19 protein-coding genes are annotated in these 24,069 nt (G+C 70.0%); 12 read left to right on the forward strand and 7 right to left on the reverse strand.

Annotated features, from left to right (window positions below; all coding sequences use genetic code 11):
• Nucleotides 1-206: 206 nt before the first annotated feature.
• The 3 genes from ligD to JOD31_RS18985 all read right to left on the reverse strand — a co-directional run bounded on the left by ligD (nucleotide 207) and on the right by JOD31_RS18985 (nucleotide 4,735).
• Nucleotides 207-2,729, reverse strand: a complete 2,523-nt coding sequence (gene ligD, locus JOD31_RS18975) for a DNA ligase D (protein ID WP_204951999.1) — start codon at nucleotides 2,727-2,729, stop codon at nucleotides 207-209.
• A gap of 2 nt (nucleotides 2,730-2,731) precedes the next feature.
• A complete protein-coding gene (gene ku, locus JOD31_RS18980) occupies nucleotides 2,732-3,640 on the reverse strand; it encodes a non-homologous end joining protein Ku (RefSeq protein WP_204952000.1) in 909 nt (302 codons plus the stop codon).
• Nucleotides 3,641-3,709: 69 nt separating this feature from the next.
• Nucleotides 3,710-4,735: a LacI family DNA-binding transcriptional regulator gene (locus JOD31_RS18985; RefSeq protein WP_204952001.1), complete on the reverse strand. Its 1,026-nt coding sequence runs from the start codon at nucleotides 4,733-4,735 to the stop codon at nucleotides 3,710-3,712.
• A gap of 206 nt (nucleotides 4,736-4,941) precedes the next feature.
• Between JOD31_RS18985 and JOD31_RS18990 the strand changes: the two genes are divergently transcribed.
• From JOD31_RS18990 to JOD31_RS19005, 4 genes are all read left to right on the forward strand, one after another.
• Nucleotides 4,942-5,853, forward strand: a complete 912-nt coding sequence (locus tag JOD31_RS18990; protein ID WP_204952002.1) for a phytanoyl-CoA dioxygenase family protein — start codon at nucleotides 4,942-4,944, stop codon at nucleotides 5,851-5,853.
• 128 nt (nucleotides 5,854-5,981) lie between these two features.
• Nucleotides 5,982-7,340, forward strand: coding sequence for an MFS transporter (locus JOD31_RS18995; RefSeq protein ID WP_204952003.1), 1,359 nt, complete (start codon nucleotides 5,982-5,984; stop codon nucleotides 7,338-7,340).
• Between the two features lie 66 nt (nucleotides 7,341-7,406).
• The gene (locus tag JOD31_RS19000; RefSeq protein ID WP_204952004.1) at nucleotides 7,407-8,288 is read left to right on the forward strand and encodes a lipid kinase; all 882 of its coding nucleotides are present in this window, start codon (nucleotides 7,407-7,409) and stop codon (nucleotides 8,286-8,288) included.
• A gap of 1 nt (nucleotide 8,289) precedes the next feature.
• Nucleotides 8,290-8,736, forward strand: a complete 447-nt coding sequence (locus tag JOD31_RS19005; RefSeq protein WP_204952005.1) for an MEKHLA domain-containing protein — start codon at nucleotides 8,290-8,292, stop codon at nucleotides 8,734-8,736.
• Here the strand turns inward: JOD31_RS19005 and JOD31_RS19010 are convergent.
• Together JOD31_RS19010 and JOD31_RS19015 are read right to left on the reverse strand one after the other, a co-directional pair.
• Complete coding sequence (locus JOD31_RS19010; protein WP_204952006.1) at nucleotides 8,733-10,028, reverse strand: MFS transporter; 1,296 nt, start codon at nucleotides 10,026-10,028, stop codon at nucleotides 8,733-8,735. The genes JOD31_RS19005 and JOD31_RS19010 overlap by 4 nt on opposite strands.
• Nucleotides 10,025-10,507, reverse strand: coding sequence for a DUF2938 family protein (locus JOD31_RS19015; RefSeq protein WP_204952007.1), 483 nt, complete (start codon nucleotides 10,505-10,507; stop codon nucleotides 10,025-10,027). The genes JOD31_RS19010 and JOD31_RS19015 overlap by 4 nt, the downstream gene beginning before the upstream one ends.
• A 304-nt stretch (nucleotides 10,508-10,811) precedes the next feature.
• Between JOD31_RS19015 and JOD31_RS19020 the strand changes: the two genes are divergently transcribed.
• The 6 genes from JOD31_RS19020 to JOD31_RS19045 all read left to right on the forward strand — a co-directional run bounded on the left by JOD31_RS19020 (nucleotide 10,812) and on the right by JOD31_RS19045 (nucleotide 17,605).
• Complete coding sequence (locus tag JOD31_RS19020; protein WP_246482603.1) at nucleotides 10,812-11,360, forward strand: RNA polymerase sigma factor; 549 nt, start codon at nucleotides 10,812-10,814, stop codon at nucleotides 11,358-11,360.
• A 107-nt stretch (nucleotides 11,361-11,467) separates the two neighbouring features.
• On the forward strand, nucleotides 11,468-12,409 hold the full coding sequence (locus JOD31_RS19025) for a FecR family protein (protein WP_204952008.1): 942 nt from the start codon (nucleotides 11,468-11,470) through the stop codon (nucleotides 12,407-12,409).
• A 134-nt stretch (nucleotides 12,410-12,543) separates the two neighbouring features.
• Nucleotides 12,544-15,018 carry a TonB-dependent receptor gene (locus tag JOD31_RS19030; RefSeq protein WP_246482604.1) on the forward strand — a complete coding sequence of 825 codons (2,475 nt, stop codon included), beginning with the start codon at nucleotides 12,544-12,546 and terminating at the stop codon, nucleotides 15,016-15,018.
• A 60-nt stretch (nucleotides 15,019-15,078) separates the two neighbouring features.
• Nucleotides 15,079-16,077: a calcium-binding protein gene (locus JOD31_RS19035; protein ID WP_204952009.1), complete on the forward strand. Its 999-nt coding sequence runs from the start codon at nucleotides 15,079-15,081 to the stop codon at nucleotides 16,075-16,077.
• Nucleotides 16,078-16,142: 65 nt separating this feature from the next.
• Complete coding sequence (locus JOD31_RS19040) at nucleotides 16,143-16,745, forward strand: biliverdin-producing heme oxygenase (RefSeq protein WP_204952010.1); 603 nt, start codon at nucleotides 16,143-16,145, stop codon at nucleotides 16,743-16,745.
• On the forward strand, nucleotides 16,742-17,605 hold the full coding sequence (locus tag JOD31_RS19045) for an energy transducer TonB family protein (protein ID WP_204952011.1): 864 nt from the start codon (nucleotides 16,742-16,744) through the stop codon (nucleotides 17,603-17,605). The genes JOD31_RS19040 and JOD31_RS19045 overlap by 4 nt, the downstream gene beginning before the upstream one ends.
• A gap of 26 nt (nucleotides 17,606-17,631) precedes the next feature.
• On the opposite strand, the gene JOD31_RS19050 is transcribed toward JOD31_RS19045, so the two are convergent.
• On the reverse strand, nucleotides 17,632-19,047 hold the full coding sequence (locus tag JOD31_RS19050) for an FAD-binding oxidoreductase (protein ID WP_204952012.1): 1,416 nt from the start codon (nucleotides 19,045-19,047) through the stop codon (nucleotides 17,632-17,634).
• A gap of 245 nt (nucleotides 19,048-19,292) precedes the next feature.
• Nucleotides 19,293-20,582, reverse strand: coding sequence for an MFS transporter (locus JOD31_RS19055; RefSeq protein ID WP_204952065.1), 1,290 nt, complete (start codon nucleotides 20,580-20,582; stop codon nucleotides 19,293-19,295).
• Nucleotides 20,583-20,896: 314 nt separating this feature from the next.
• Between JOD31_RS19055 and cyoA the strand changes: the two genes are divergently transcribed.
• Together cyoA and cyoB are read left to right on the forward strand one after the other, a co-directional pair.
• Nucleotides 20,897-22,045 carry a ubiquinol oxidase subunit II gene (cyoA, locus tag JOD31_RS19060; RefSeq protein WP_271206203.1) on the forward strand — a complete coding sequence of 383 codons (1,149 nt, stop codon included), beginning with the start codon at nucleotides 20,897-20,899 and terminating at the stop codon, nucleotides 22,043-22,045.
• 18 nt (nucleotides 22,046-22,063) lie between these two features.
• Nucleotides 22,064-24,067, forward strand: a complete 2,004-nt coding sequence (gene cyoB, locus JOD31_RS19065; RefSeq protein ID WP_204952013.1) for a cytochrome o ubiquinol oxidase subunit I — start codon at nucleotides 22,064-22,066, stop codon at nucleotides 24,065-24,067.
• Nucleotides 24,068-24,069: the final 2 nt, after the last annotated feature.

The following is a 24,069-nucleotide window of genomic DNA, read 5'->3' on the forward strand; positions in this document are numbered from 1 at the left end:
TGCCCCAAGCTACCGCGAGCCGTCGTCCCTCCGGCTTGACCGGAGGACCCATCTCGAGCGTCGAGCTCTGCGTCGAACATGGATGGTCCGGTCAAGCCGGACCATGACGGCGAGAGGCCCCCCGGCGCTGCGGGCAATTCTGAACTAGCGGCGTTTCTGGGTCCCGGCTCAAGGCCGGGACATGAGCATGAGGGCGTCGGCGGAGCTTACCGTCTCTTGCGGCGCGCACCGCCCGTTTCGCCCTCCGGCAGCGGCTTCGCGGCCTTCCGGAAGCCCGCCCAGGGGTCTTTGTCCAGCGCCGCCAGCCTCTGCGGCATGTTCGCAACCGTGAAATAGGCCGGGCCGATCGCGGGTCCCAATTCGTCCCAGGCGAGCGGCGCGGAGACGGCCGCGCCCGGGCGCGCGCGGGTCGAATAGGGCGCGACCGCGGTCTGGCCCCGGCCGTTGCGCAGGTAGTCGATCAGGATCTTGCCGCGCCGCTTGGCCTTCGACACGGTCGCGACATAGGCCTTGGGGTCGTCCGCCGCCATTGCCTCCGCGATCGCCTTGGTGAAGGCCTTCGCCTCCGGCCACTCCGCCCGCGGCTCCAGCGGCGCGACCACGTGCAGGCCTTTGCCGCCCGACGTCTTGACGAAGGCCGCGAGACCCGCCGCCTCCAGCCGCGCCTTGGCCTCATGCGCCGCCGCGATCACCCGGTCCCAGCCGACGCCGTCGCCCGGATCGAGGTCGAGGATGATCATGTCCGGCCGCTCGAGGTCTTTCAGCGCCGAGCCCCAGGGGTGAATCTCCAGCACTCCGCCCTGCACCAGGCCGAGCAGGCCCTCGCGGCTGTCGATCGTGAGCACCGGCTCGTCGTCGGTCGGGTCGGGCGCCTGCCCGATCGCGGCGTTCATGCCCTTCCAGCCGTGCTTCTGGAAAAAGCACTGGTCCTTCACCCCGCCGGGGCAGCGCAGCAGCGACAGCGGCCGGCCGACGATGAAGGGCGCGATCTTCGGCCAGACCTCCATGTAGTAGTCGGCGAGGCCCTGTTTGGTGACGCCGACGTCGGGCCAGTACACCCGGTCGGGATGCGTCAGGCGAACGTTCGGGGCGGAGACCTTTTCGGCCCGCGGCGCCTCGTCCGGCGAGGACGCTTCCTCGCGCTTCACCTCCTCCGCCGGCTTGTCCTCGCGCAGGCCGCGGAACGAGGCGTGGCGCAGGTGGTGGTCGCCGGTCCAGGCTCGGAACTCGACCTCGGCGACGAGATCGGGCCGCACGTAGCGCACGCCGCGGGCTTCGTCGGCGGTCAGCTTGGTCGCGAACGGCGACCGCTTGACCTCGCGCTCCTGCAGGCGCGCGAACAGGTCCCGCGCGATCTTGGCGGAGAAGCCGGTCCCGACCCGGCCCACGGTGACAAGCTTCGTTCCCTCATGCACGCCGACGACCAGCGAGCCGATCGCGTCCTTGGCGCCGCTGGAGAGCGTGTAGCCGCCGATCACGAACTCCTGCCGGTGGGTGCACTTCGACTTGATCCAGCTGCGCCCGCGGCCTGAACGGTAGGGCGCCTCGCGGTCCTTTGAGACCACGCCTTCGAGGCTGAGGCGGCAGGCGTGCTGCAGCACCAGGCCGCCGTTCTCCTCGAAATGCTCGCTGAGCTTCACGATCGGTCCGCCCTCGCCCACGAGCTTGGCGAGCGCCGCCTTGCGGTCGATCAGCGAGCAGGGCCTCAAGTCCTCGCCGTCGCGGAACAGCAGGTCGAAGACGTAGAACACGAAGCTGTTCGTCCGCCCCTCGCTCAGCGCCTCCTGCAGCGCGGAGAAGTCGGACGCGCCGGCGTCGTTCTCGACGATCAGCTCGCCGTCTATCATAGCCTCGGTCACCGGCAGCGCTCTCAGCGCCTCGACCACGCGGGGGCCGAAGCGGTCGGTCCAATCGAGGCCGCTCCGGGTCATCAGCCGCACCTCGCCGTCCGCGATCCGGGCGATCAGGCGGTAGCCGTCAAACTTGATCTCGTGGATCCATTTCGTCCCCGCCGGCGCCTTGGCGGCGAGGGTCGCGAGCGCCGGCTCCACGAAGTCGGGCGTCGCAGCCTTCTTCGCCTTCTTGAGCTTCGACGGCGGGGAGGCCGAGCGCCTGGTCTTCGGACCCTCGATCTTGCCAGTCTTCGAAGACCACCCCGGCGCCTCGCCGGCGATCTCCTCCAGCACGCGGCCGGTCTTCACCGACTCCGGACGCTCCTCCAGGATGTCCGGCGCGCCCTCGTCGCGGCCCGCCTCGTCGTCCCCCTTGATCAGCAGCCAGTTGTCGCGCTTCTCGCCGCGCTTGCGGGCCATCCGCACCAGATTCCAGCGGCCGCCGAGCTTCTCGCCGTGCAGCTCGAACTCGAGGTGGCCCTTGGCGAAGCCGCGCTTGGGGTCGGCCAGCGGCGTCCACGTCCCGCGGTCCCACAGGATGACCGTGCCGCCGCCGTACTCGCCCTTCGGGATCGTGCCCTCGAAATCGCCATAGGCGAGCGGATGGTCCTCGACCTCCACCGCGAGGCGCTTTTCGCCGACGACCAGGCTCGGCCCCTTCGCCACCGCCCAGCTCTTCAGCACGCCGTCGAACTCCAGCCGCAGGTCGTAGTGCAGCCGGGTCGCGTCGTGCTTCTGGATCAGGTAGGCGTCGCCGCCGGCGGACGCCGCCGCGTCGCCGGAAGGCTCGCTGGTCTTCTTGAAGTCGCGCTTTCGCCGGTAGACGTCGAGCGCCATGGTCAGCTCGCCTTGCGGCGCTCCGCGGTCCTGGCGGGCGCAGACTTGGCGGGCGCTTTCGCCTTCGTCTTGGCGGGGGCCGGCTTCGCCTTCGACGTCTTTGACGCCGTCTTGGCGGAAGTCTTGGCCTGGTCGTCCTTAAGACCGGCGCTCTCGCGCAGCGCCGCCAGGAGATCGGTGACCTTCGCCGGCGCCTTGGGCTTCTTCGGCGTGATCTTGCGACCCTCCACCTTGGCCTGCACCAGCTCCGCGAGCGCGGCCTCGTAGCGGTCTTCGGTGGCGGCGGGGTCGAAGGTCCCGCGCTTGGTGTCGATGATGTGGCGGGCGAGGTCGAGCATCTCGCCCTTGATCTTGCCGGCGGCCAAGTCCCGGAACGCCTCCGTCGCCGAGCGCACCTCGTAGTCGAAGTTCAGCGTGGTCCCGATCAGCCCGTCGCCGTGGGGGCGGATGAGCACCGTGCGCTCGCGCCGGAACAGCACCGTGCGGGCGAGCGCGACGACCTTCTTCGCGCGCATGCCCTCGCGCAGCAGCGCGAAGGCCTCCTCCGCCGCGCCGTCGGCGGGCGCGAGGTAGTAGGGCTTGTCGAAATAGACGTCGTCGACCGCGTCGCAGGCGATGAAGGCGTCGACGTCGAGCGTCTTGTCGCTCTCGGGCGTCGCGGCCGCCACCTCCTCGGGCTCCAGCGTCACGTATTCGCCGGACGCGACCTCGTAGCCCTTCACCTGGTCGTCGCGCTCCACCGGGTCGCCGGTCTCGCTGTCGACGTAGCGACGCTTCACGCGGTTGCCGGTCTCGCGGTTGAGGGTGTGGAACGCAATGCGGTCGGAGGTCGACGCCGCGGTGTAGAGCGCGACGGCGCAGGCGACTTCGCCGACCTTCAGAAAGCCCTTCCAGTTTGCGCGCGGCGCCACGGCGGTTCTCCGTTGAAGACGGACTCGAACGTCGGGCGCGGCGTCCGGTTCCCCAAGGCTCTCAAGGGCTCAGGCGGAGCTGCGGCGGACCACCTCGTAGCCGATGTCGAACACCGCCTGCTCCGGCGTTTCGCCGGCGATGCGCTTCACCAGCATGGCGCCGGCCTCGGCCCCGATGTTGCGGCCGGCGATCCGCATGGTCGTCATGTCGAGCCCGGCCGGCTGGGCGAGCGCGAAATCGCCGAAGCCGGCGATTCCGAGCCGTCCCGGCACGTCGATCCCGCGCCGCCGCGCCTCGAACAGCGCGCCGGCCGCGAGCGTGTCGACCGAGCAGGCGACCGCGTCCGCCTCCGGGTGTTGGTCGAGCAGGGCGACCAGCGCCGCTGCGCCCTCCTCTAGCGTCGCCACCGGGCCGTGCAGCCGGATCTCGCGCCGCGGCGCGCCGAGGTCGTCCATCGCGCGGCGGTAGCCGTCGAGGCGCTTCAGGCCGCGGCGATCCCGCTCTGAGCTGGGCGCGACGAAGGCGATCCGGCGGTAGCCGAAGCCGTGCAGCGCGAGCGTCATCGCCCGGCCCGCGTCCACGTTCGAGAAGCCCACCACCATGTCGACGGGCTCGGCCGGCAGGTCCCAGGTCTCGACGATCGGCACGCCGGCCGCCGCCAGCAGCCGCCGCGCGCGCGGGGTGTGGAACGCGTCGGTGAGCATGACGCCGTCCGGGCGCCGGCCGAGGATCGCCCGCAGCAGGCGCTCCTCGTCGGTCTCGGAGTAACCCGAGGAGCCCAGCAGGATGGTGAAGCCCGCCGCCTCCGCGGCCTCCGTCAGGCCTGCGATCGTCGGCGCGAAGATCGCGTTCTCGAAGGTCGAGACGACGGCGGCGATCAACCCGCTGCGGCGCGCGGCGAGGCTGCCGGCGACGAGGTCCGGCACGTAGTCGAGCTGCGCCATGGCGGCTTCGATGCGGGCGCGCGTCTCGGGCGCGACCTTCTCCGGCGTCCGGAGCGCGCGCGACACCGTCATCTGCGACACGCCGGCGAGCTCCGCCACGTCGTCCATGCGCAGCCGGCGGTCGCCGTCGGGCGTCTTCGCGTTGACCATGTCGCTCCACAGGGCGCGCAAACGGCGCCTCCAACCCGTGTTCGTCTTAGCGGGTTCGCGCCGCCGCGCCGAGCCCCGCGCAGGTCGGACGAGGGCGTCGAAAAATACCACGCCCCCGGGTTGACGGGTGCGACATGTTTGCGCAATCATCGTCATCGAGACCGGTTCCAAGCCGGCGAAACGGCATCACGAGGAGACGCCACGACATGCTCACCCAGGACCAGATCAAGGCCTATCACGAGGACGGCTACGTGCTCGTCGAAGACGCCGTCACCGGCCCGCTGCTCGAGGAGCTGCGCGCGCTGACCTACGGCATGATCGAGCGCTCCCGCGCCGTCACAGAGAACGACGCCGTCTTCGATCTCGACGAGGGCCACTCCAAGGACAGCCCCCGTCTGACCCGCATCAAACAGCCGCATGTGCACATGCCGGCCTTCTTCGAGGTGCTGCGCTCGCCGAAGGTCCGCGGCGTGCTCGAAGCCCTGCTTGGCCCTTCGGTGCGGCTGCAGACCAGCAAGCTCAACACCAAGGCGCCCGGCGGCGGCGCGGCGGTGGAGTGGCACCAGGACTGGGCGTTCTACCCTCACACCAACGACGACGTGCTGGCGATCGGCCTCATGCTGGAGGACGTCGAGGAGGCGAACGGCCCGCTTCAGGTGGTCCCGGGCACGCATGAGGGGCCGATCCTCAGCCACTTCGTCAACGGCGTGTTCGCGGGCGCGATCGACCCCAACGACCCCTTGTTCGAGAAGGACAAGATCCGGATGCTGACCGGCAAGGCGGGCTCGATGTCGCTGCACCACTGCCGCACGCTGCACGGCTCCGCGCCCAACATGTCGGACCGCGCCCGGCTGATGTGCTTCTACGAGCTCTCGGCCGCCGACGCCTGGCCGCTGGCCGGGGCCGCCGGCGCCTTCGTCGGCATGAACCAGAACCAGGTCTGGGACACCGTCACCAGCCGGATGGTGTTCGGCGAGCAGACCAACCGCCCGCGGCTGAAGGACGTGCCGGTGCTGCTGCCGCTGCCGCCGGCGCCGGACAGCTCCTCCATCTTCAAGGTCCAGAAGAGCGCGGGCGCCGTGTCCGCCTTCGCCAAGCCCGGAGAGCGCGCCGCCTGACGCGACAGGCCCGATCGCACGACCCGCCGCCGCGCCGAACGACGGCGGCGGGACAAAAAATTCCAGCGGAACGACCCGGCGTCCAACGAGGCGCCGGGCGCCAAAACATAAGATCTGGGAGGATCGCCATGTCGGCTGCCGCCGAAGGGAGGCCTGCGCACTCGCGCAGGGTGATCGCCGCGTCCTGCGTGGGCACGGCGCTCGAATGGTACGACTTCTTCATCTACAGCTCGGCCGCGGCCCTGGTCTTCGGCCACCTGTTCTTCCCGAAGCTCGACCCCGCCACCGGCACGCTGGTCGCGCTCGCGACCTTCGGCGTCGGCTTCCTGTCGCGCCCACTCGGCGGGCTCGTGTTCGGCCATCTCGGCGACCGCATCGGCCGCAAGCCGGTGCTGATCATCACGCTGCTGCTCGTCGGCGTCGGCACCCTGCTTATCGGCCTGCTGCCGACCTATGACCAGATCGGCGTCTGGGCGCCGATCCTGCTCGTGTTCCTGCGGCTGGTGCAGGGCTTCGGCGCCGGCGCCGAGTACGGCGGCGCGGTCCTCATGCTGGTGGAGCACGCGCCGCCCGGCCGTCGCGGATTCTGGGGCTCGTTCGCGCCGCTCGGCGTCGGCGCCGGCATGATGCTGGCGTCCGGCGTGTTCGCGCTGGTGTCGCGGCTGCCGCAGGAGGACTTCCTGAGCTGGGGCTGGCGCGTGCCGTTCCTGCTCTCGATCGTCATGGTGATCTTCGGCGTCGTCATCCGCATGGGCCTGAAGGAGACGCCCGTGTTCGAGAAGATCGCGGCGGAGCCCGAGACCAAGTCGAAGAACCCGGTCTGGGAGTCGATCTCCCGCCAGCCCCGAAACTTCTTCGTGGTGCTGGGCTCCCGCCTCGCCGAGAACGGCCACGGCTATCTCTTCCCGGTGTTCGGGCTGAGCTACGCGGTCAACAACCTCGGCGTGCCGAAATCGGAGGCGCTGTTCGCGATGATGAGCGGCTACGTGGTGCAGATGATCTGCGTGGTCGCCTTCGCCTCGCTGTCGGACCGCATCGGCCGGCGGCCGGTCTATATCTTCGGCGCCTTGTTCGGCTGCCTGCTCGCCTTCCCGTTCTTCGCCATGCTGGAGGCCAAAACCACCTTCTGGCTGTGCGCGGCGTTCTGGCTGGCGCTCGGCGGCAACGCGGCGATGTTCGGCACCCAGGCCGCCTATTTCGCGGAGCTGTTCGGGCCGAAGCGGCGGTTCTCCGGCTTCGCCTTCGCGCGCGAGCTGGGCTCGATCCTCGCCGGCGGCCCCGCGCCGGCGATCGCCACGGCGCTTGTCGCCTGGGCCAGCGGCTCGTCCTGGCCGGTCGCGCTCTACGCGATCTTCCTCGGCCTCGTCACGGCCTACGCGGTCTGGATGGGCCCAGAGACCTACCGGGACGACATCACCGTCGACGCGAGCGAGAGCGAGCCGGAGCGCGCCAAGGCCGAACCACGCTTTGTCCGCGCGGTCGCCTGACGCCTCCGCGCCGATCCCTCCGGCGGGCGCTTGAACCTGCGCCCGCCGGAGCCACTTAGCCGCGTCATGTCCCCCCGCGCGCTCCTCATCGTCAACGCCAAGAGCCGCACCGGCCAGGATGCGCGCGACCATGCGGTCGACGCCCTCCGGTCCGCAGGACTCACGCCGATCCCGCTCTCCGCCGACAGCCGGGACGAGCTGTCCCCCGCGATCGCGGCGCGGGCGGACGAGGCGGAGATGATCCTGGTCGCGGGCGGCGACGGCACGCTGAACGCCGCCGCCAAGGGCGTGCACGCCTCGCAGAAGCCGCTCGGCGTGCTGCCGACCGGCACAGCCAACGACCTCGCCCGCACGCTTGGCGTTCCCCCCGACCTCGACGCCGCGATCCGCATCGTGGCGGAGGGCCGCACGCGCCGGATCGACCTCGGCCAGGTCAACGACGAGCTGTTCTTCAACGTCGCGAGCCTCGGCCTCAGCGTGGACCTCGCGGAAGAGCTGACGAGCGACCTCAAGCGTCGCTTCGGCCGGCTGGGCTACGCCGTGGCGGCGGCGCGGGCGCTCGCGCGGGCGAAGCCGTTCCGCGTCACGATCGAGAGCGACGCCGGCCGGGTGCGTACGCTCAGCCTGCAGGTCGCGGTGGGCAACGGCCGCTTCTACGGCGGCGGCAACGTCATCGAGCGCACCGCCGCCATCGACGACGGCCGGCTCGACCTCTACAGCCTCGAGTTCGCCCGCGCCTGGCGGCTGGCGCTGATGCTGAAGGCGCTCCGGATCGGCGACCATGGGGCGTGGCGGGAGATCCGATCGATGAGCGGCCAGTCCTTCGACGTGCGCACCCGAAAGCCGAAGCCGATCAACGCCGACGGGGAGATCATCGCGGAGACGCCCGCCCGCTTCCGGCTGCTGCGCCGGGCGATCGAGGTCTTCGTGCCGGCGGAGAGCGCCTGACGTGATCGATCTGACGCGCGACCCGGCGTTCTTCCGCGTGCTTTCGGACAGCCACGCCCGCTTCGTCGGCCGCCCGCTCGCCCCCGAAGGCGCGGACGCGGCCTGGCTCTACGACGACGCGCCGTTCGCCGTGCTGGCCCACGACGGCGGAGCGGACCCGCGCTTCGTCTACGCCAATCTGACAGCGCAGAGGTGCTTCGAATACGGCTGGGATGAGATCATCGGCCTGCCCTCCCGGCTGTCGGCGGAGGCGCCGGAGCGCGCGGCCCGGCAGGCGCTGCTCGACGCGGTGACGCAGAACGGCTTCGCGGAGAACTACCGCGGGATTCGCGTCGCCAAGTCCGGCCGGCGGTTCTGGATCGAGCAGGGCGTGGTCTGGCGACTGGTCTCGCCGGACGGGTCGGCGGTCGGCCAGGCCGCGACCTTCGCGAACTGGCGCGACGCTTAAGCCCGCTCCCGCCGCCACAGCCACAGCCCGACGGCGCAGCCCAGCGCGGAGAGCGCCGCCACGTAGTGGGCGTGGGCGAAGGGATCGAGCCGCAGCAGGAACGGCAGCAGCACCGGCGTCAGCCCGCCGAAGACGGCGTAGGCGACGTTGTAGGAGAACGACACCCCAGTGAAGCGCACAGCAGCCGGGAAGGCGCGCACCATGACGTAGGGCACGCCCGCAACGACGCCGACCGCGAGCCCCGCAAGCGCGTAGAGCGGCGTCAGCAGGGCGGGGTCGCTCGGCGCGTAGGCGTAGAAGATCCAGACGCAGACGCCGAGGACGGGAGCGCCGAACGTGAAGAACGGCCCGGCGCCGATTCGGTCGATCAGCGCCCCGGCCAGGACGCAGCCGATCGCGAGCCCGACGGTGGCCGCGGCGTTCGCCGACAGCGCGGCGGCGATCGGGACGCCGTGCAGCCGTTCCAGCAGCGCGGGGGTCATCAGGATGACCACCACGATCGCCGCCGACAGCAGCCAGGTCAGCAGCATCGAGACGATCACGGCGCGGCCATGGTCGCGCAGCGCCGCCTTCAGCGGCAGTTCGGCCGCGACCTCGGCCCGGGCCTTCATCTCCCGGAACACCGGCGTCTCGTCCAGCAGGCGGCGGAGGTAGACTGAGGCGAGCCCGAACACGCCGCCGAGCAGGAACGGCAGCCGCCAGGCCCAGTCCGCGACGGTTTCGGGCGTGAAGGCGCGGTTCACGAGTCCGGCCGCGAGCGAGCCCATCAGGATGCCGACGGTCAATCCCGCCGTCAGCACGCCGCAGGCGAGGCCGACGCGGTTCGGCGGCGCGTGCTCCGCCACGAACACCCAGGCGCCCGGCGCCTCGCCGCCGATCGCGGCCCCCTGCGCCACGCGGAGCGCGAGCAGCGCGATGGGCGCGGCGACGCCGATCGTGGCGTAGGTCGGCAGCAGGCCGATGCCGAGCGTCGCGAGCCCCATCAGCAGGATGGTGAAGGCGAAGACGCGTTTGCGGCCGACCCGATCGCCGACATGCGCCATGACCACCCCGCTCAGGGGCCGCACGAGATAGCCGACGGCGAACAGCGCGAAGGTCTGCGCCTGCCGGAGCCACTCCGGGATTTCCGGCGGAAAGAACAGCTGACCGATCACTGTCGCGAAGAACACGAACACCACGAAGTCGTAGAACTCGAGCGCGCCGCCGAGCGCCGCGAGACCGAGCGTCTTGCCATCGCGCGCGGTGAGCGGGCGGGCCGGAGCCTGCGCGAGATCCGGGGCCAGAGCGCTCACGCCAGAGCCTCGACGATCACCGCTGCGAGGTACAATCCGAGCCCGAACACGGCGTGGCCGACGATCTGCGCCAGACGGATGCGGTTGGGGTTCGGGCGCTTGCGGGAGGCGATCCCGGCGCCCATCCCCGGCGCGAGGATCAGCCAGCCCGCGAGCACGGTGACGAGGCCCACCGCGAGGGCGGGGCCGAGGGTCGGCGCCTTCGCCCAGTCGAGCCCCCAGATCGCCAGCAGCGCCGCGGCGAACAGGACGCCGATGAGGTAGTGCATGGTCCAGCCGATGGCGGTCTCGCCCCTCACCGGCGCCGCCGCCGCGATGTCCGCATGCGCGAAGCGTCCGCGCCCGGCGTGCGCGAACCACCGGCCGACCAGCGCCCAGTTCGCCGCGGGCAGGCGCAGCAGAACGAGCAGTCGGATCCACAGATCGAACAACGCCGTGGCGCCGACCCCGATCAGCGCAGCCCTGACGACGAACTCCATGCGGAGCGCTCCTCGCCGAACGCTCCGCTTCGAAGGAAACGGCCTCGACGTCGACGGCGGGTTTCTTGAAGCCCGAACATCCCGAACATTCAAGCTCGCGGGACGCGCCGCTCAAGTCACGCCAGTGAAATCTATCTGGAATTATACCAAATCAACTGTGTGGAATAATGCTTGTCTTTGGCCCGGAGTTCGTCTTGATCGTGGACGGCGCACGCTCGGCGCCGAAACCCTTCATCGTCTTACGCCGTTTCACGGCGACACTGCGGCTGCGCCCCATGTCCTCCTGCGTTTCAGCGGCCACGCCATGGCGAGCGTAACGTCTCCCACGTCGATGTCGTCCTGGCGCTCGTCTCTCACCCGACTGTTCGAAGGGCACCGCGGTCAGCTCGAACGCATGGTCCGCCGGCGGGTGCGCGACGGCGAAGCCGCGGCGGACATCGTGCAGGACGTGTTCGCGCGCGTCTTCAAGGCCGGCAGCGCGGGCTCCGACGACGACGACCGCCGCATCCTCTACGCCGCCGCCCGCAACGCCGCGATCGACCACAACCTCGCGGCCGGCCGGCGCTCCCGCGCGCTCGCCCAGCTCACGCCGGAGCAGCTCGCCACCGAGCCGGCAACCCAGGACGACGCCTTCGCCGCGCAGGAGACGCTGAAGGCGCTCGCGAAGGCGCTGGAGCGTCTTCCGCCCCGCACCCGCGAGATTTTCGTCGCCCGCCGGCTGAGGGGCGAAACCAACGCCGAGATCGCGGCGCGGCTCGGCGTCACGGTCCGGGCGGTGGAAAAGCAGCTCGCGCGCGGCCTTGCGCAGTGCCGCGAAGCGCTGGCCGATCACCTCGGCGACGATTTTTCCTGAAACCTCGTTCGGGCTTCGCGCGCTCGATCGTTCTTGAGACAGAAGCTGGAAGCCTTCTAAGGTCGGAACGTGAGAGAACGCGCGCGAAATACCACAGGCCGCCGCCCATGACGGCCGAACGACCGACCGAGGCCCACCGCGCAGCCGCCGCGTGGTGGCTCGCCCGCCGGGACGGGTCCCAGGGGGCCGCCGACGAGGCGAGCTTCGCGGCATGGCGCGACGCGGACCTCCGCCACGCCCAGGCCTATGATCAGGCCGAGCGGCTCTGGGCCGCGCTCGGCGCCCCGCTTGCGACGGTCGCCCAACGGTCAGCGCGCCCGAAGGTCCGGCGGCCCGCGGCGGCGTTCCTCCGTCCACGCTTCGCCGCGCTGGCGATCGCCGGCGCGCTCGTCGTCTGGGCCGCGGCCCCGCTCGTGACCACGCTGCGCGCCGACGTGGCGACGGCTCCGGGAGAGACGGCGCTGCACGTGTTGCCCGACGGCTCGACCGCGCGACTCGGCCCCGACGCCGCGCTCGCCGCGGATTTCGAACCGGGCGCCCGCCGGGTGGCGCTGCTGAAGGGCGAGGTCTATTTCGAGGTCGCTCCGGACCCCCATCGCCCGTTCACCGTCGATGCCGGCGAGGCCAGCGTCCGGGTCGTCGGCACCGCCTTCGACGTGGACCGCGCGGAGGGCGGCGTCACCGTCACGGTGAAGCGCGGCGCCGTCCGCGTCCTGGGCGACGCCGACGCGTCGGAAGTGGCGCTCGGGCCCGGACAGCAGGTCGCGGTCGTCGACGGACGTCCCGGCGAAGCCGCTCCGGCGAACGTCGACGCCGCGCTCGCCTGGATGTCGGGCCGGCTCGTGTTCGACAAGGCGCCGCTCGGCCGGGTCGTCGAGTCGCTGCAACGGCAGACCTCGTCCCGCATCGTGCTGCGGGGGTCGCTGGCCGATCGCCGCGTCTCCGGCACCTTCCCCACGACAGGCGTCGCGCAGAGCCTCGACGCCGCGGCCGCCGCCGTCGGCGCGCAGACCTTTCAGATCACGCCGTGGGTGACGGTGGTCTACTGACGCTCCGCAGAGGGGCGGAGCGGCGCCCCTTCGTTCCCGAGTCTTTTTCGCCGATCGCGGTTCGCAAACCCCGGGCCTGCTCGTTTCTCATCCTGAGAGCCGGGCGACGCCGGCTCGGGGGACGGGACGGCGTGATGCGTTTGGCGATGGGACGGGGCTTCAGGCTCGCGGGGTTGAGCGCGTGGCTGCTGGGCGCGAGCGCGCTCTCCGCCGCGCCAACGCAGGCGCAGCAGGCTTCCGAGACCACCTACCGTTTCGACGTCGCCGCGAAGCCGCTGGCCGCCGCGATCGCCGACGTCGGCGCCACCAGCGGCTGGCGCATCGCCTATGCTGCGCCCTTGCCGGCCGGCGCGCAGAGCCGCCCCCTCAGCGGCGTCTACTCCACGCCCCAGGCGCTCACGGCGCTTCTCGGCGATACGCCCTTCGGCGTTCGCGTCGTGGGGCCGCGCGCCGTGACGCTGTACGACCGGAACGCCGCCGCCATTCCGTCCGGCGTGGACGCGGGCGACGCCATCCTGATCGGCCCCGTCGAGGTGACGGCGAACGCGGGCTCTGCCGGTGGCCCCGGCTGGCAGGGCGCCTCCGACGACGTCTACGAGACCCCGGGAAGCGTGGCGCAGGTCGGCCGGCAGGCGATCGACGAGCGCGGCGGCGCCCGCAACACCGCCGACATCCTGCGCGGCGTCTCGGGCCTCAACACGGTGGTCGACCGGCAGAACCCGGGCGTGAACGTCAACATCCGCGGCCTGCAGGACCAGGGCCGCGTGAACATGTCGATCGACGGCGCCCGGCAGAACTTCCAGCAGGCGGGCCACGGCTCGACGGCCTACGTCTACGTCGACCCCGAGCTGCTCTCGCGCGTCGACGTCGAGAAGGGCGCGACCTCGACCGCCGGCGGCGCGGGCGTCATTGGCGGCGTGGTGAACTTCCGCACGCTCGACGCCTCCGACGTGATCCTCGACGGCAAGACCTGGGGCACGCGGCTCAACGCGACCACGGGCACCAACGCGTTCGACTTCAACGGCAGCGCGGCGCTTGCGGCGCGCGTGGGCGAATCCGTCGAAGTGATCGGAGCGGTGGGCCGCAAGAAGCTCGGCGAGTACGAGGCGGGCAAACGCGGCGACGCGCTGGACGAGCGGTCCTCCGATAGCTCCAGCACGCCCGTCTCAGACTTCGTGACGCAGGACCAGTGGTCCTGGCTGCTGAAGGCGAGCGCCGAGGTCGCCGAAAACCACAAGATCACGTTGAGCTATATCGGCCTGAACACGGACTTCGGCACGGGCAGCGGCGCGTACATCGACACGAACACCGTCGAAAACCACACCGCTACGGCCGCCTATCGCTGGACGCCGGGCGGACCGTGGTTCGACCTCGACGCCAAGGTCTATTACACGCGCACGTCGGACGACCAGTTTCGACCTGCGCGCCCCCCAAGGACCCCGGCGGCCCGGGTCGACTACGCCATCGACACCTTCGGCGGCTCGCTTCAGAACACGTCGCGCTTCGAAATGCCGGGCGTCAACGTCGCGGTGACCTACGGCGGCGAGTACTTTCACGACAAGACCGACACCGCCTCGGTCTGGGCCGACCCCGGCTTCGATCCCGACAACGTTCAGTTTTCGGGCAGCAACCCAAACGGCAAGCGCGGCGTGGGCAGCGCGTTCGGTCAGATCGAATTGACCCATGCCGACTGGCTGCAGGTGATCGGCGGGCTGCGCTACGACCGGTACGATCTGAGCGGATCCGGCCTCGTGTTCAGCGAACTCGCGGGCAACGCGTTCCTCCCATTCCACGTGGACCGATCGCAAGGTCGCCTGTCGCCGACCGCGACAATCGCGGTGACGCCGCTCGCGGGAGTGCAGGTCTACGGCTCCTACAAGCAAGGCTTTCGGCCGCCGACGATCATGGAGACCCTGCTCGGGGGATCCCACATCGGCGGCTCCATCTACTTCGCGCCCAATCCGAACCTGAAGCCCGAGATCTCCGAGACCTGGGAGGCCGGCGTCAACCTGAAATTCGATGGCGTCCTGCGCGACGATGACGCGTTCCGCGCAAAGATTGCGATCTACTCCACCGAGGTCAAAAACTTCATCACTCAGGCGACCATCTCCAACGGCGGGGAAGGCTATTACTTTGCCAACGTGAACCTGAAGAATCCGGCCACGCTTAAGGGCCTCGACCTCGAAGCGAATTACGACGCCGGCACGGCGTACATCGGCGCGTCGGTCTCGCTCATCGACGGCACCTACGACGAAGACTACGATTCCGGCGGCTACGCGTATCCAAGCCTGCAGAGTCTCTATCTCGCGCCGAAGACGAAGGTGGCGATCGACGGCGGCTTCAGGTTTTTCGAACGCAAGCTGACCGTCGGCGGCCGTCTCACCCGCGTCGTCCCCGAGGACATGCTGGGAGCAGCCAACACGCAGTCGCCGATCTACAAGCCGTATGTCCTGCTGGACGCGTACGCATCCTACAAGATCAACGATAATTTCACCGTCCGCGCCGCGATCGAGAACATCACCGACCGCGCCTATGTGGACGCGATGGCCTCCCAACTCACCGCTTCGCCGGGCCGCACAGCGACCCTCGGCGTGACGGCGCGGTTCTGAACCGCCGCGCCCGCTTCAAGCCCTCGCCTTGACCGAGGGACGACCCAAGGAGATTGCGCCATGGCTCTCACCATCACCGCTTACGACGCTGACGGCGACGGCGTCGGCGTCAACGTCGCGACCTACCTCTCAGGCTTCGACGCCGACTTCGCCCCCAGCGGCTGGGGCTTCTTCAGCGCCAACCCGTCCGACTTCTCCGGCGACGAGTTCGCGGTGTCGGACAGCAGCGACACCACGCTGCCGATCGCGGACGGCCAGTCGGTGATCTTCGAATCCGGATCGGCCGGCGATCTCAACTACAACTTCTCGAACCACACCCTGGGCGGCGCGCTCGACGCGGTGACCCTCGGCGAGGGCCTCACCTACGCCTCGGCCGCCGACGACTTCACCTCCACGGTCGACCTCAGGATCAGCGGGTTGGGGCTCACCGGCACGGGCGCGAACAACGCCGTGCACAACCTCGTCTACGACACGATGAACGGCGGCACGACGGCGCTGAAGGCCCAGCTCGCCGCGAACGCGATCGTGTTCAAAGGCAGCACCGGCGCGGACACCTTCACCGGCTACGGTCACGCCGACACGCTGAACGGCGGCAATGGCAACGACACGCTCACCGGCGGCGCAGGCAATGACACGCTGAACGGCGGCGCGGGCAACGATCGTCTCATCGGCGGCCTGGACAACGACCGTCTCGTCGGCGGCGACGGCGCCGATGTCTTGAGCGGCGGCAAGGGCAACGACACGCTCTACGGGCAGGCCGGCAACGATCGCCTCATCGGCGACGCGGGCAACGACGTCTTGATCGGCGGCGAAGGCCGCGACGTGTTCCAGTTCGCCGCGGGCTTCGGCAAGGACCGCATCAACGACTTCGAGGCGGGACCCGGCGCCGGCGACCGCATCTCGTTCGCCTCGTCGATCTTCGACAGCTTCGAGGACGTGCTGGCCGCAACCACGGACTCGGGCGCGAACGCCGTGATCAGGGTCGACGCCAACAACACAATCACGCTCCTCGGCGTGAACGCCGCAGACCTTCACGCCAACGACTTCCTGTTCACCTGACCCTATTGTTCCAAGGCCGGCGCGGACCTGTTCGCGCCGGCGCCTGACCACGACGAGAGACCCCAATGGCCGACGCCGCGCCCGACCTGATCGACCGCCCCGCGGAGAGCCGCGTCCAGACGCTGCGCCGCGCCACCCACGACATGCACGAGCGCCTCGACGCGCGGATCATGCAGGCCCAGCCCTTCGCCAGCCGCGCCTCCTACATCCGCTTTCTCGAGGTCCAGCGCCGCTTCCATGCGGACGTCGCGCCGCTCTACGCCGACGCCAGGCTGCAGCTGGTCGCGCCCGACCTCGCCGCGCGCGCGAAGCTGGCGCTGATCGAGCAGGACCTGCGTGATCTCGGCGCGGAGCCGGCGCCGCTGACGGACCCCGCCGTCGACCCCTCCGATCTTCCCGCCGCGCTCGGTTGGCTCTATGTGGCGGAGGGCTCCAGCCTCGGCGCCGCCTTCCTGCTGAAGGAAGCGCTCAAGCTCGGGCTGGACCCGGACTTCGGCGCGCGCCACCTCGCCGCCCATCCGGAAGGCCGCGGCCTGCACTGGCGCCGCTTCACCCAGGCGCTCGACGACGCCCCGCTGAGCGCCGACGACGACGCCCGCGCCGTCGCGGGCGCGGCCGCCGCCTTCGCCCGGGTGCGGGCGCTGGTCGACGACCTCATGCCGAAATGACGGCGGCAGCGGCCGCCTTTCCGGCCGCTGTGCAGGGGCCGGGCGCCGGGCGCTGGGCCGCCGCCTTCGCCGTCGCGGCCGCGCTTCATCTCGGCCTCGGCGCCGGCGCGCTGATGCGCTGGGCGCCCGCGCCGGCGCAGCCCGCGCCGGAGGCGGCGGCTGTGATGATCGACTTCGCGCCGCTGCCGACCGCTCCGGCCTCGGAGGCGAGCGACGCGGCGCCCGCGGTCGAGTCCGCGACCGCGGCCGCCGACGCGCTGGAGCCGGTCGAGCCCGACGAGGTCCAGGCGGAGCCTTCCACGGACGACGCCGCCGAGGTCCCGCCGGACGAGCGGGCCGCCGAGTCCGCCGCGCTCACCGCGGAACACGCGCCGGTGGAAGCCGTGGTCGCCGCCGCTCCGCCTGAACGGCCGGCCCGGGAGGACGCAAAGCCGCGGCCCGCGGACCCCAGGCCGAAGTCGCAGCGCGCCCGTCCGACCCCAACCCCCGCGCGCGAGACGACCGCGGCTCCCAAGGTCAATGCGGCCCGGTCCGAGCGCGTCGCCGCCAGCTCGCCCGGGGTCGCCAGCGCGGTCGCGCCCGCCGACTGGACCAACCGCGTGCTCGCGCAGATCAACCGGCACAAGCGCTATCCGCTGCCGGCGAAGAGCCGTCGCGAGGAAGGCGTCGCCTACGTGCGCATCACCATCGATCGTTCGGGCGTCGTGCAGGCGGCGGAGCTCGCGCGCGGCACCGGGCATGCCGATCTCGACCGCGAGGCGGTGGCCGTGACCCGCCGCGCCTCGCCGCTGCCGGCGCCGCCCGCTGAGGTGCGCTCGCTGAAGATCCTGGCGCCGGTGAGCTTCAGCCTGCGGTCGTAAGCGGCCGTGACCCGGCCCGCCCGCGCTCACCCCAGCGGGTCGACCACCGCGCCGGCGTTCATCACGTTGCCAGGGTCGAACGCGGTCTTGATCCGCCGCATGGTCTGGCGGCGCACAGGATCGCCGTAGCGCTCGAGCAGGCCGCGCTTCAGCCGGCCGACGCCGTGCTCGGCGCTGAAGGCTCCGTCCATCTCGGCGGCGAGATCGTAGAGCTGCGGCGCAAGCTCGGTCTCGATCCGCTTGGAGAAGGCGAGGCGCTCCTCGCCCGGCGGCACCAGCACGTTGTAGTGCAGGTTGCCGTCGCCGACGTGGCCGTAGACCGAGAGCCGGAAGGTCGCGTCGTAGGCCGCGACGATCTCCGCGCCGCGCACGAGGAAGGCGTCGACCGAGGAGATCGGCACCGAGATGTCGTGCTTGATGGAGCCGCCGGCCTTCAGCTCTCCCTCGGGGATGGTCTCCCGCATCCGCCACATCTCGGCGCGCTGGCGCTCGTTGCTGGCGAGCAGGCCGTCCTCGATCCAGCCGCGCTCGGCGAGTTGCTCCACCGCCCCGAGCAGCACGTCGTCGAGCGGAATGCGGTCCGACGAGGACGACAGCTCGATCAGCAGCGTCCCGCCTTCGCCGGCGTGCAGGCCCGAATCCGAGCCGGCGACCAGGCCGAGCGCGGTGGTGGTGATGAACTCGAACGACGAGATCAGATCCGCCGTCTCGCGCCGCATCAGCGCCAGCATCTCGGCGAGCGGCGCCGCGGCGGCCAGCGGCAGCCAGGCGGTGGCGCGGCGGGAAGCCTGCGGGATCAGCTTCAGCACCGCGCCGGTGACGATCCCGAGCGTGCCCTCGGCGCCGACGAAGCACTGCTTGACGTCGTAGCCGGTGTTGTTCTTGCGCAGCCGGCGCATGTCGCGCAGCACCGAGCCGTCCGGCAGCACCGCCTCGATTCCGAGCAGCAGGTCGCGCATCATGCCGTAGCGCAGCACCGAGAGCCCGCCGGCGTTGGTGCCGAGCAGGCCGCCGATGCGCGCGCTGCCCTGCGACCCGAGGCTCATGGGCAGCGTCAGACCGGCGTCGTCCGCCGCCTTCTGGGCGTCGGCGAGGATGACGCCCGCGTCGAGCGACAGGGTGAAGCCGAGCGGATCGACGGAGCGGATCTTCGCCATGCGCTCGAGGCTGACCACAAACTGCCGCCCGCTCTCGTCCGGCGTCGCCCCGCCGCAGTAGGAGGTGTTGCCGCCCTGCGGCACCAGGCCCAGGCCGGCCGCGCCGACGATCTCGACCGCCTTCACGACCTCTTCGGTGGAGGTGGGCCGCAGGATCGCAGGGGACTTGCCTGTGAGGTACTTCCGCATGTCGACGAGGTAGGCGCCCGTCCGCTCGGGGTCCGTCAGCACGCCTGCGTCGCCGAGAGCGGCGCGAAGGGCGGCGAGGACGGTGTCGGTGCTCATCGGTCGGGGCTCCGGGAAGGTCGATCAATGCGGGAGGTTATAGCCCGCCGCCTGTCCGGGACCCACCCCACCCGACCTCGGCTGCGCCAAGGCCGCCTCCCCTTCCGGAGGAGAGACCGCCCGCCTCTGGTTCTCGAGCTTTTGAGGATTAGCCGGGATGGGATGGGGCCTTCGGCGCATCGCCCAAACACGAAGGGCGCAGCCACGCGGCCGCGCCCTTCCCGAACAGCCCGGCGATGAAGCCCTCAGTCGACCGTGGCGAGCTGGCGGGCGAAGAACAGCGAGGCCAGCGTGCAGGCGACGCCCGACAGCAGGTAGAGCGCCACGAAACCGAGGCCGAACTTGGCGGAGAAGCCGAGCGCGACCAGCGGGGCGAAGCCGGCGCCGATCAGCCAGGCGAGGTCGGAGGTCAACGCCGAGCCGGTGTAGCGGTTGCGGCGCTGGAAGATTGAGGAGAGCGCGCCGGAGGACTGGCCGAAGGCGAGGCCGAGCAGCCCGAAGCCGACGAGGATGAACGCGGTCTCGCCGTTCACGCCGCCGCCGAGCAGCCAGGGCGCGAGCAGGCTGTAGACGCCGATCGCGACCGCCGCGGAGCCGAGCACCGTCCGCCGGCCGACGCGGTCGGCGAGCAGCCCGGACGCCACGATCGCGGCGATGAAGACGAAGGCGCCGATGATCTCGATCACAAGGAATTCGCCGGCGTGCCGGTCCGTGAACAGCGTCACCCAGGACAGCGGAAAGATGGTCACGAGGTGGAACAGCGCGAAGCAGGCGAGCGGCGCGAAAGCGCCGGTCAGGACAGTCAGGCCGTCGACCTTCAGCAGCTCGTAGATCGACGTCGGGTCGAGTTCCTGGCTTTCGAGCGACTCGCTGTACTCCTTGGTCACGACGAGCCGCAGGCGGGCGAACAGCGCGACGACGTTGATCGCGAAAGCCGCGAAGAACGGATAGCGCCACCCCCAGCTCAGGAAGTCGGCCTCGGACAGCACGCCGACGAAGAACAGGAACAGGCCGGCGGCCAGCAGGAAGCCGAACGGGGCTCCCAGCTGCGGCATCATCGCATACCAGCCCTTCTTGTTCTCTGGAGCCGACAGCGCCAGCAGCGACGGCAGGCCGTCCCACGCGCCGGCAAGAGCAAGGCCCTGGCCGATACGAAAGGCGGCGAGCAGATAGATCGCGGCGGCGCCGATCTGGGCGTGGCTCGGCAGGAAGCTGATCGCGGCGGTCGAACCGCCGAGCAGGAACAGCGCGATGGTGAGCTTCACTCCGCGGCCATGCCGGCGCCCGATCTCGGTGAACAGCACGGAGCCGACCGGGCGGGCGACGAAGGCCAGCGAGAAGATCGCGAAGGAGTACAGCGTGGCCGTGAGCGGCTCCGCTCCAGGGAAGAGGAGCTTGGGAAACACCAGCACCGAGGCGATGCCGTAGACGAAGAAGTCGAAGAACTCCGACGTCCGGCCGATCACCACCGCGAGCGCGATCTCGCCCGGCGACACGCTTTCATGCCGCTCGGTCTTTCCCTCGTCGGGGGCCATCTCCCCGTGCGTCAAAACCGCCTGCTGGCTCATGCGTCCACCCTCGTCCTTTTCCCCGTGCGCGTCCGTTCGGCGGCGCGTCGCCTTGTTCTCTCGAACGGAGTATGGCGCGCGCGGCCATCGATTCCTACGCTCAACTCGGCGGAGGGCGTCCCGTTCCCGAGCGACCGCCGCCGAGAGCGCGACGATGCGCGCACTCCAATCCTGTTGCAGCGCAAAAGCCCATGGGACAAACCGTCCAATGTCGCGGCCGCCGCTAGGCGCATAGGCCGTCACGCGAGCCTTCGTCACACCAACCTGATCAGGCCGTTACGTTGACATTCCGCAGACTCGTCCTCCTCCCGCTGTTGGGCCTGCTCGCAGGCTGCAACCTGGTCGTGATGAAGCCGTCGGGCGATATCGCGTCGCAGCAAAGCGACCTGATCGTCATCTCGACGATCCTCATGCTGCTCATCATCATTCCGGTGATGGCGCTGACCGTCCTGTTCGCCTGGCGCTACCGCCAGTCCAACAAGGACGCGGTCTACGATCCCGACTGGCACCACTCGACGCGGCTCGAGATCGTCATCTGGGCGGCCCCGCTCGCGATCATCGTGGCGCTCGGCGCGATCACCTGGGTGTCGACCCACCTGCTCGATCCCTACCGGCCGCTCGACCGCATCGCCGCCAACCGCCCGCTGCCCGAAGGCGTGAAGCCGCTCGTCGTCGAGGCCGTGGCGCTCGACTGGAAGTGGCTGTTCCTCTACCCCGACCTCGGGATCGCGACGGTGAACGAGCTGGCGGCTCCGGTCGACCAGCCGATCCAGTTCAAGATCACTTCGTCGACGGTGATGAATTCGTTCTTCATTCCGGCGCTCGCGGGCCAGATCTACGCCATGCCCGGCATGGAGACGAAGCTCCACGCGATCATCAACAAGGCCGGCGAGTACGACGGCTTCTCCGCGAACTACAGCGGCGCCGGCTTCTCCGACATGCGCTTCAAGTTCCACGGGCTCGCCCGCGAGGACTTCGACAGGTGGGTCCAGTCCGCGAAGGACGGCGGCGGTTCGCTGGACCGCGCGGGTTATCTCGGGCTCGAACGCCCCAGCGTGAAGGAGCCGGTGAAGCGCTACGGCGCCGTCGATCCCGCGCTCTACGACGCGATCCTCAACATGTGCGTCGACACCGCCAAGATGTGCATGAAGGACATGATGCGCATAGACGCCAAGGGCGGCATGGGCATGGCCGGCATCGGCAACGTGTTCGCGCTCAAGTACGACAGGCCGCGCGTCCGCGGCGGAGAGCAGGCCCCGCCGAAGCGCTTCGTCGCAGCCGTCTGTACCCCCGAGGCGCCCCGCGACGGCGAGACCCCGGAGGTCGCGACGCCGCGGCCTGCGGCCGCCGGCCGCGCTTCGCTCGAAACCTTTACGCCCCGCACGTCGGTCGCCGAGCGCGCTCAGGCCGACCGACCGGTCGCGGAATGACCGACGAGAGTTTGTGAGATGACCCCAACCCCGGCCCCCGAGAGCCTGCTGTTCGGCCGCCTCTCGCTCGAAGCCATTCCGCTGCATGAGCCGATCCTGCTCGTGACCTTCGCCGGCGTGGCCGTCGGCGGTCTCGCGACCCTCGGCGCGATCACCTACTTCCGCCTCTGGGGGTGGCTGTGGCGCGAGTGGCTGACCTCGATCGACCACAAGAAGATCGGGATCATGTACATGATCCTCGGCGTCATCATGCTGCTGCGCGGCTTCTCCGACGCCCTGATGATGCGCGCCCAGCAGGCGATCGCCTTCGCCGGCTTCGAAGGCTACCTGCCGCCGCACCACTACGACCAGATCTTCACCGCCCACGGCGTGATCATGATCTTCTTCGTGGCGATGCCGATGGTCACCGGCTTCATGAACTACGTCGTGCCGCTGCAGATCGGCGCGCGCGACGTGGCCTTCCCTTTCCTGAACAACTTCAGCTTCTGGATGACGACCGGCGGCGCCGTGCTCGTCATGACCTCGCTGTTCGTCGGCGAGTTCGCCGCCACGGGCTGGCTCGCCTACCCGCCGCTGTCCGGCATCGCCTACAGCCCCTGGGTCGGCGTCGACTACTACATCTGGGCGCTGCAGATCGCGGGCGTCGGAACCTTGCTGTCGGGCGTCAACCTGATCGCCACCATCGTGAAGATGCGGGCGCCGGGCATGACCATGATGCGCATGCCGATCTTCACCTGGACCGCCCTCTGCACCAACGTGCTGATCGTGGCGTCCTTCCCCGTGCTGACCGCCGTGCTGGCGCTGCTCTCCCTCGACCGCTACCTCGGCACCGCCTTCTTCACGAACGACATGGGCGGCAACCCCATGATGTACGTGAACCTGATCTGGATCTGGGGCCACCCGGAGGTCTACATCCTGATCCTGCCCGCCTTCGGCATCTTCTCCGAGGTGGTCTCGACCTACTGCGGCAAGCGCCTGTTCGGCTACGCCTCGATGGTCTACGCCACGGTGGTCATCACCATCCTGTCGTACCTCGTCTGGCTCCACCACTTCTTCACGATGGGGTCGGGCGCGAGCGTGAACTCGTTCTTCGGCATCACCACGATGATCATCTCGATCCCGACGGGCGCGAAGATCTTCAACTGGCTGTTCACGATGTATCGCGGCCGTATCCGCTTCGAGCTGCCGATGATGTGGACCGTCGCCTTCATGCTGACCTTCGTCATCGGCGGCATGACGGGCGTGCTGCTGGCCGTGCCGCCGGCCGACTTCGTCCTGCACAACTCGCTGTTCCTGATCGCGCACTTCCACAACGTCATCATCGGCGGCGTGCTGTTCGGCCTGTTCGCCGGCATCAACTACTGGTTCCCGAAGGCCTTCGGCTTCAAGCTCGACGAGTTCTGGGGCAAGGTGTCGTTCTGGTTCTGGGTGGTGGGCTTCTATGTCGCCTTCATGCCGCTCTACGTCCTGGGCCTGATGGGCGTCACCCGCCGCGTCTCGAAGTTCGAAGACCCCTCGCTGCAGATCTGGTTCGTGATCGCGGCCTTCGGCGCGGTGCTGATCGCTGTCGGCATCGGCGCGTTCCTGATGCAGATCTTCGTCAGCATCCGGAAGCGCGAGCAGCTCAAGGACGTCACCGGCGATCCCTGGGACGGGCGCACGCTGGAGTGGGCGACCTCGTCGCCGCCGCCGGCCTACAACTTCGCCTTCACCCCCGTGGTGCACGACCTCGACGCCTGGCACGACATGAAGCGCCGCGGCTACGTGCGGCCGACCTCGGGCTTCATCCCGATCCACATGCCGAAGAACACCGGCGCGGGCGTCGTGCTGTCGGCTCTCAGCGTGATCTGCGGCTTCGCCCTGATCTGGCACATCTGGTGGCTCGCCGCCGCCAGCCTGCTGTGCCTGATCGCGGCTGCGATCGTGCACACCTTCAACTACGACCGCGACTTCCACATCCCGGCGTCCGAGGTCATCGCCTCGGAGCGGGCGCGGACGAAGCTGCTCGAAGGGCGGGCCTGACG

The sequence above is a fragment of the Methylopila capsulata genome (assembly GCF_016907975.1).
Lineage (GTDB): Bacteria > Pseudomonadota > Alphaproteobacteria > Rhizobiales > Methylopilaceae > Methylopila > Methylopila capsulata.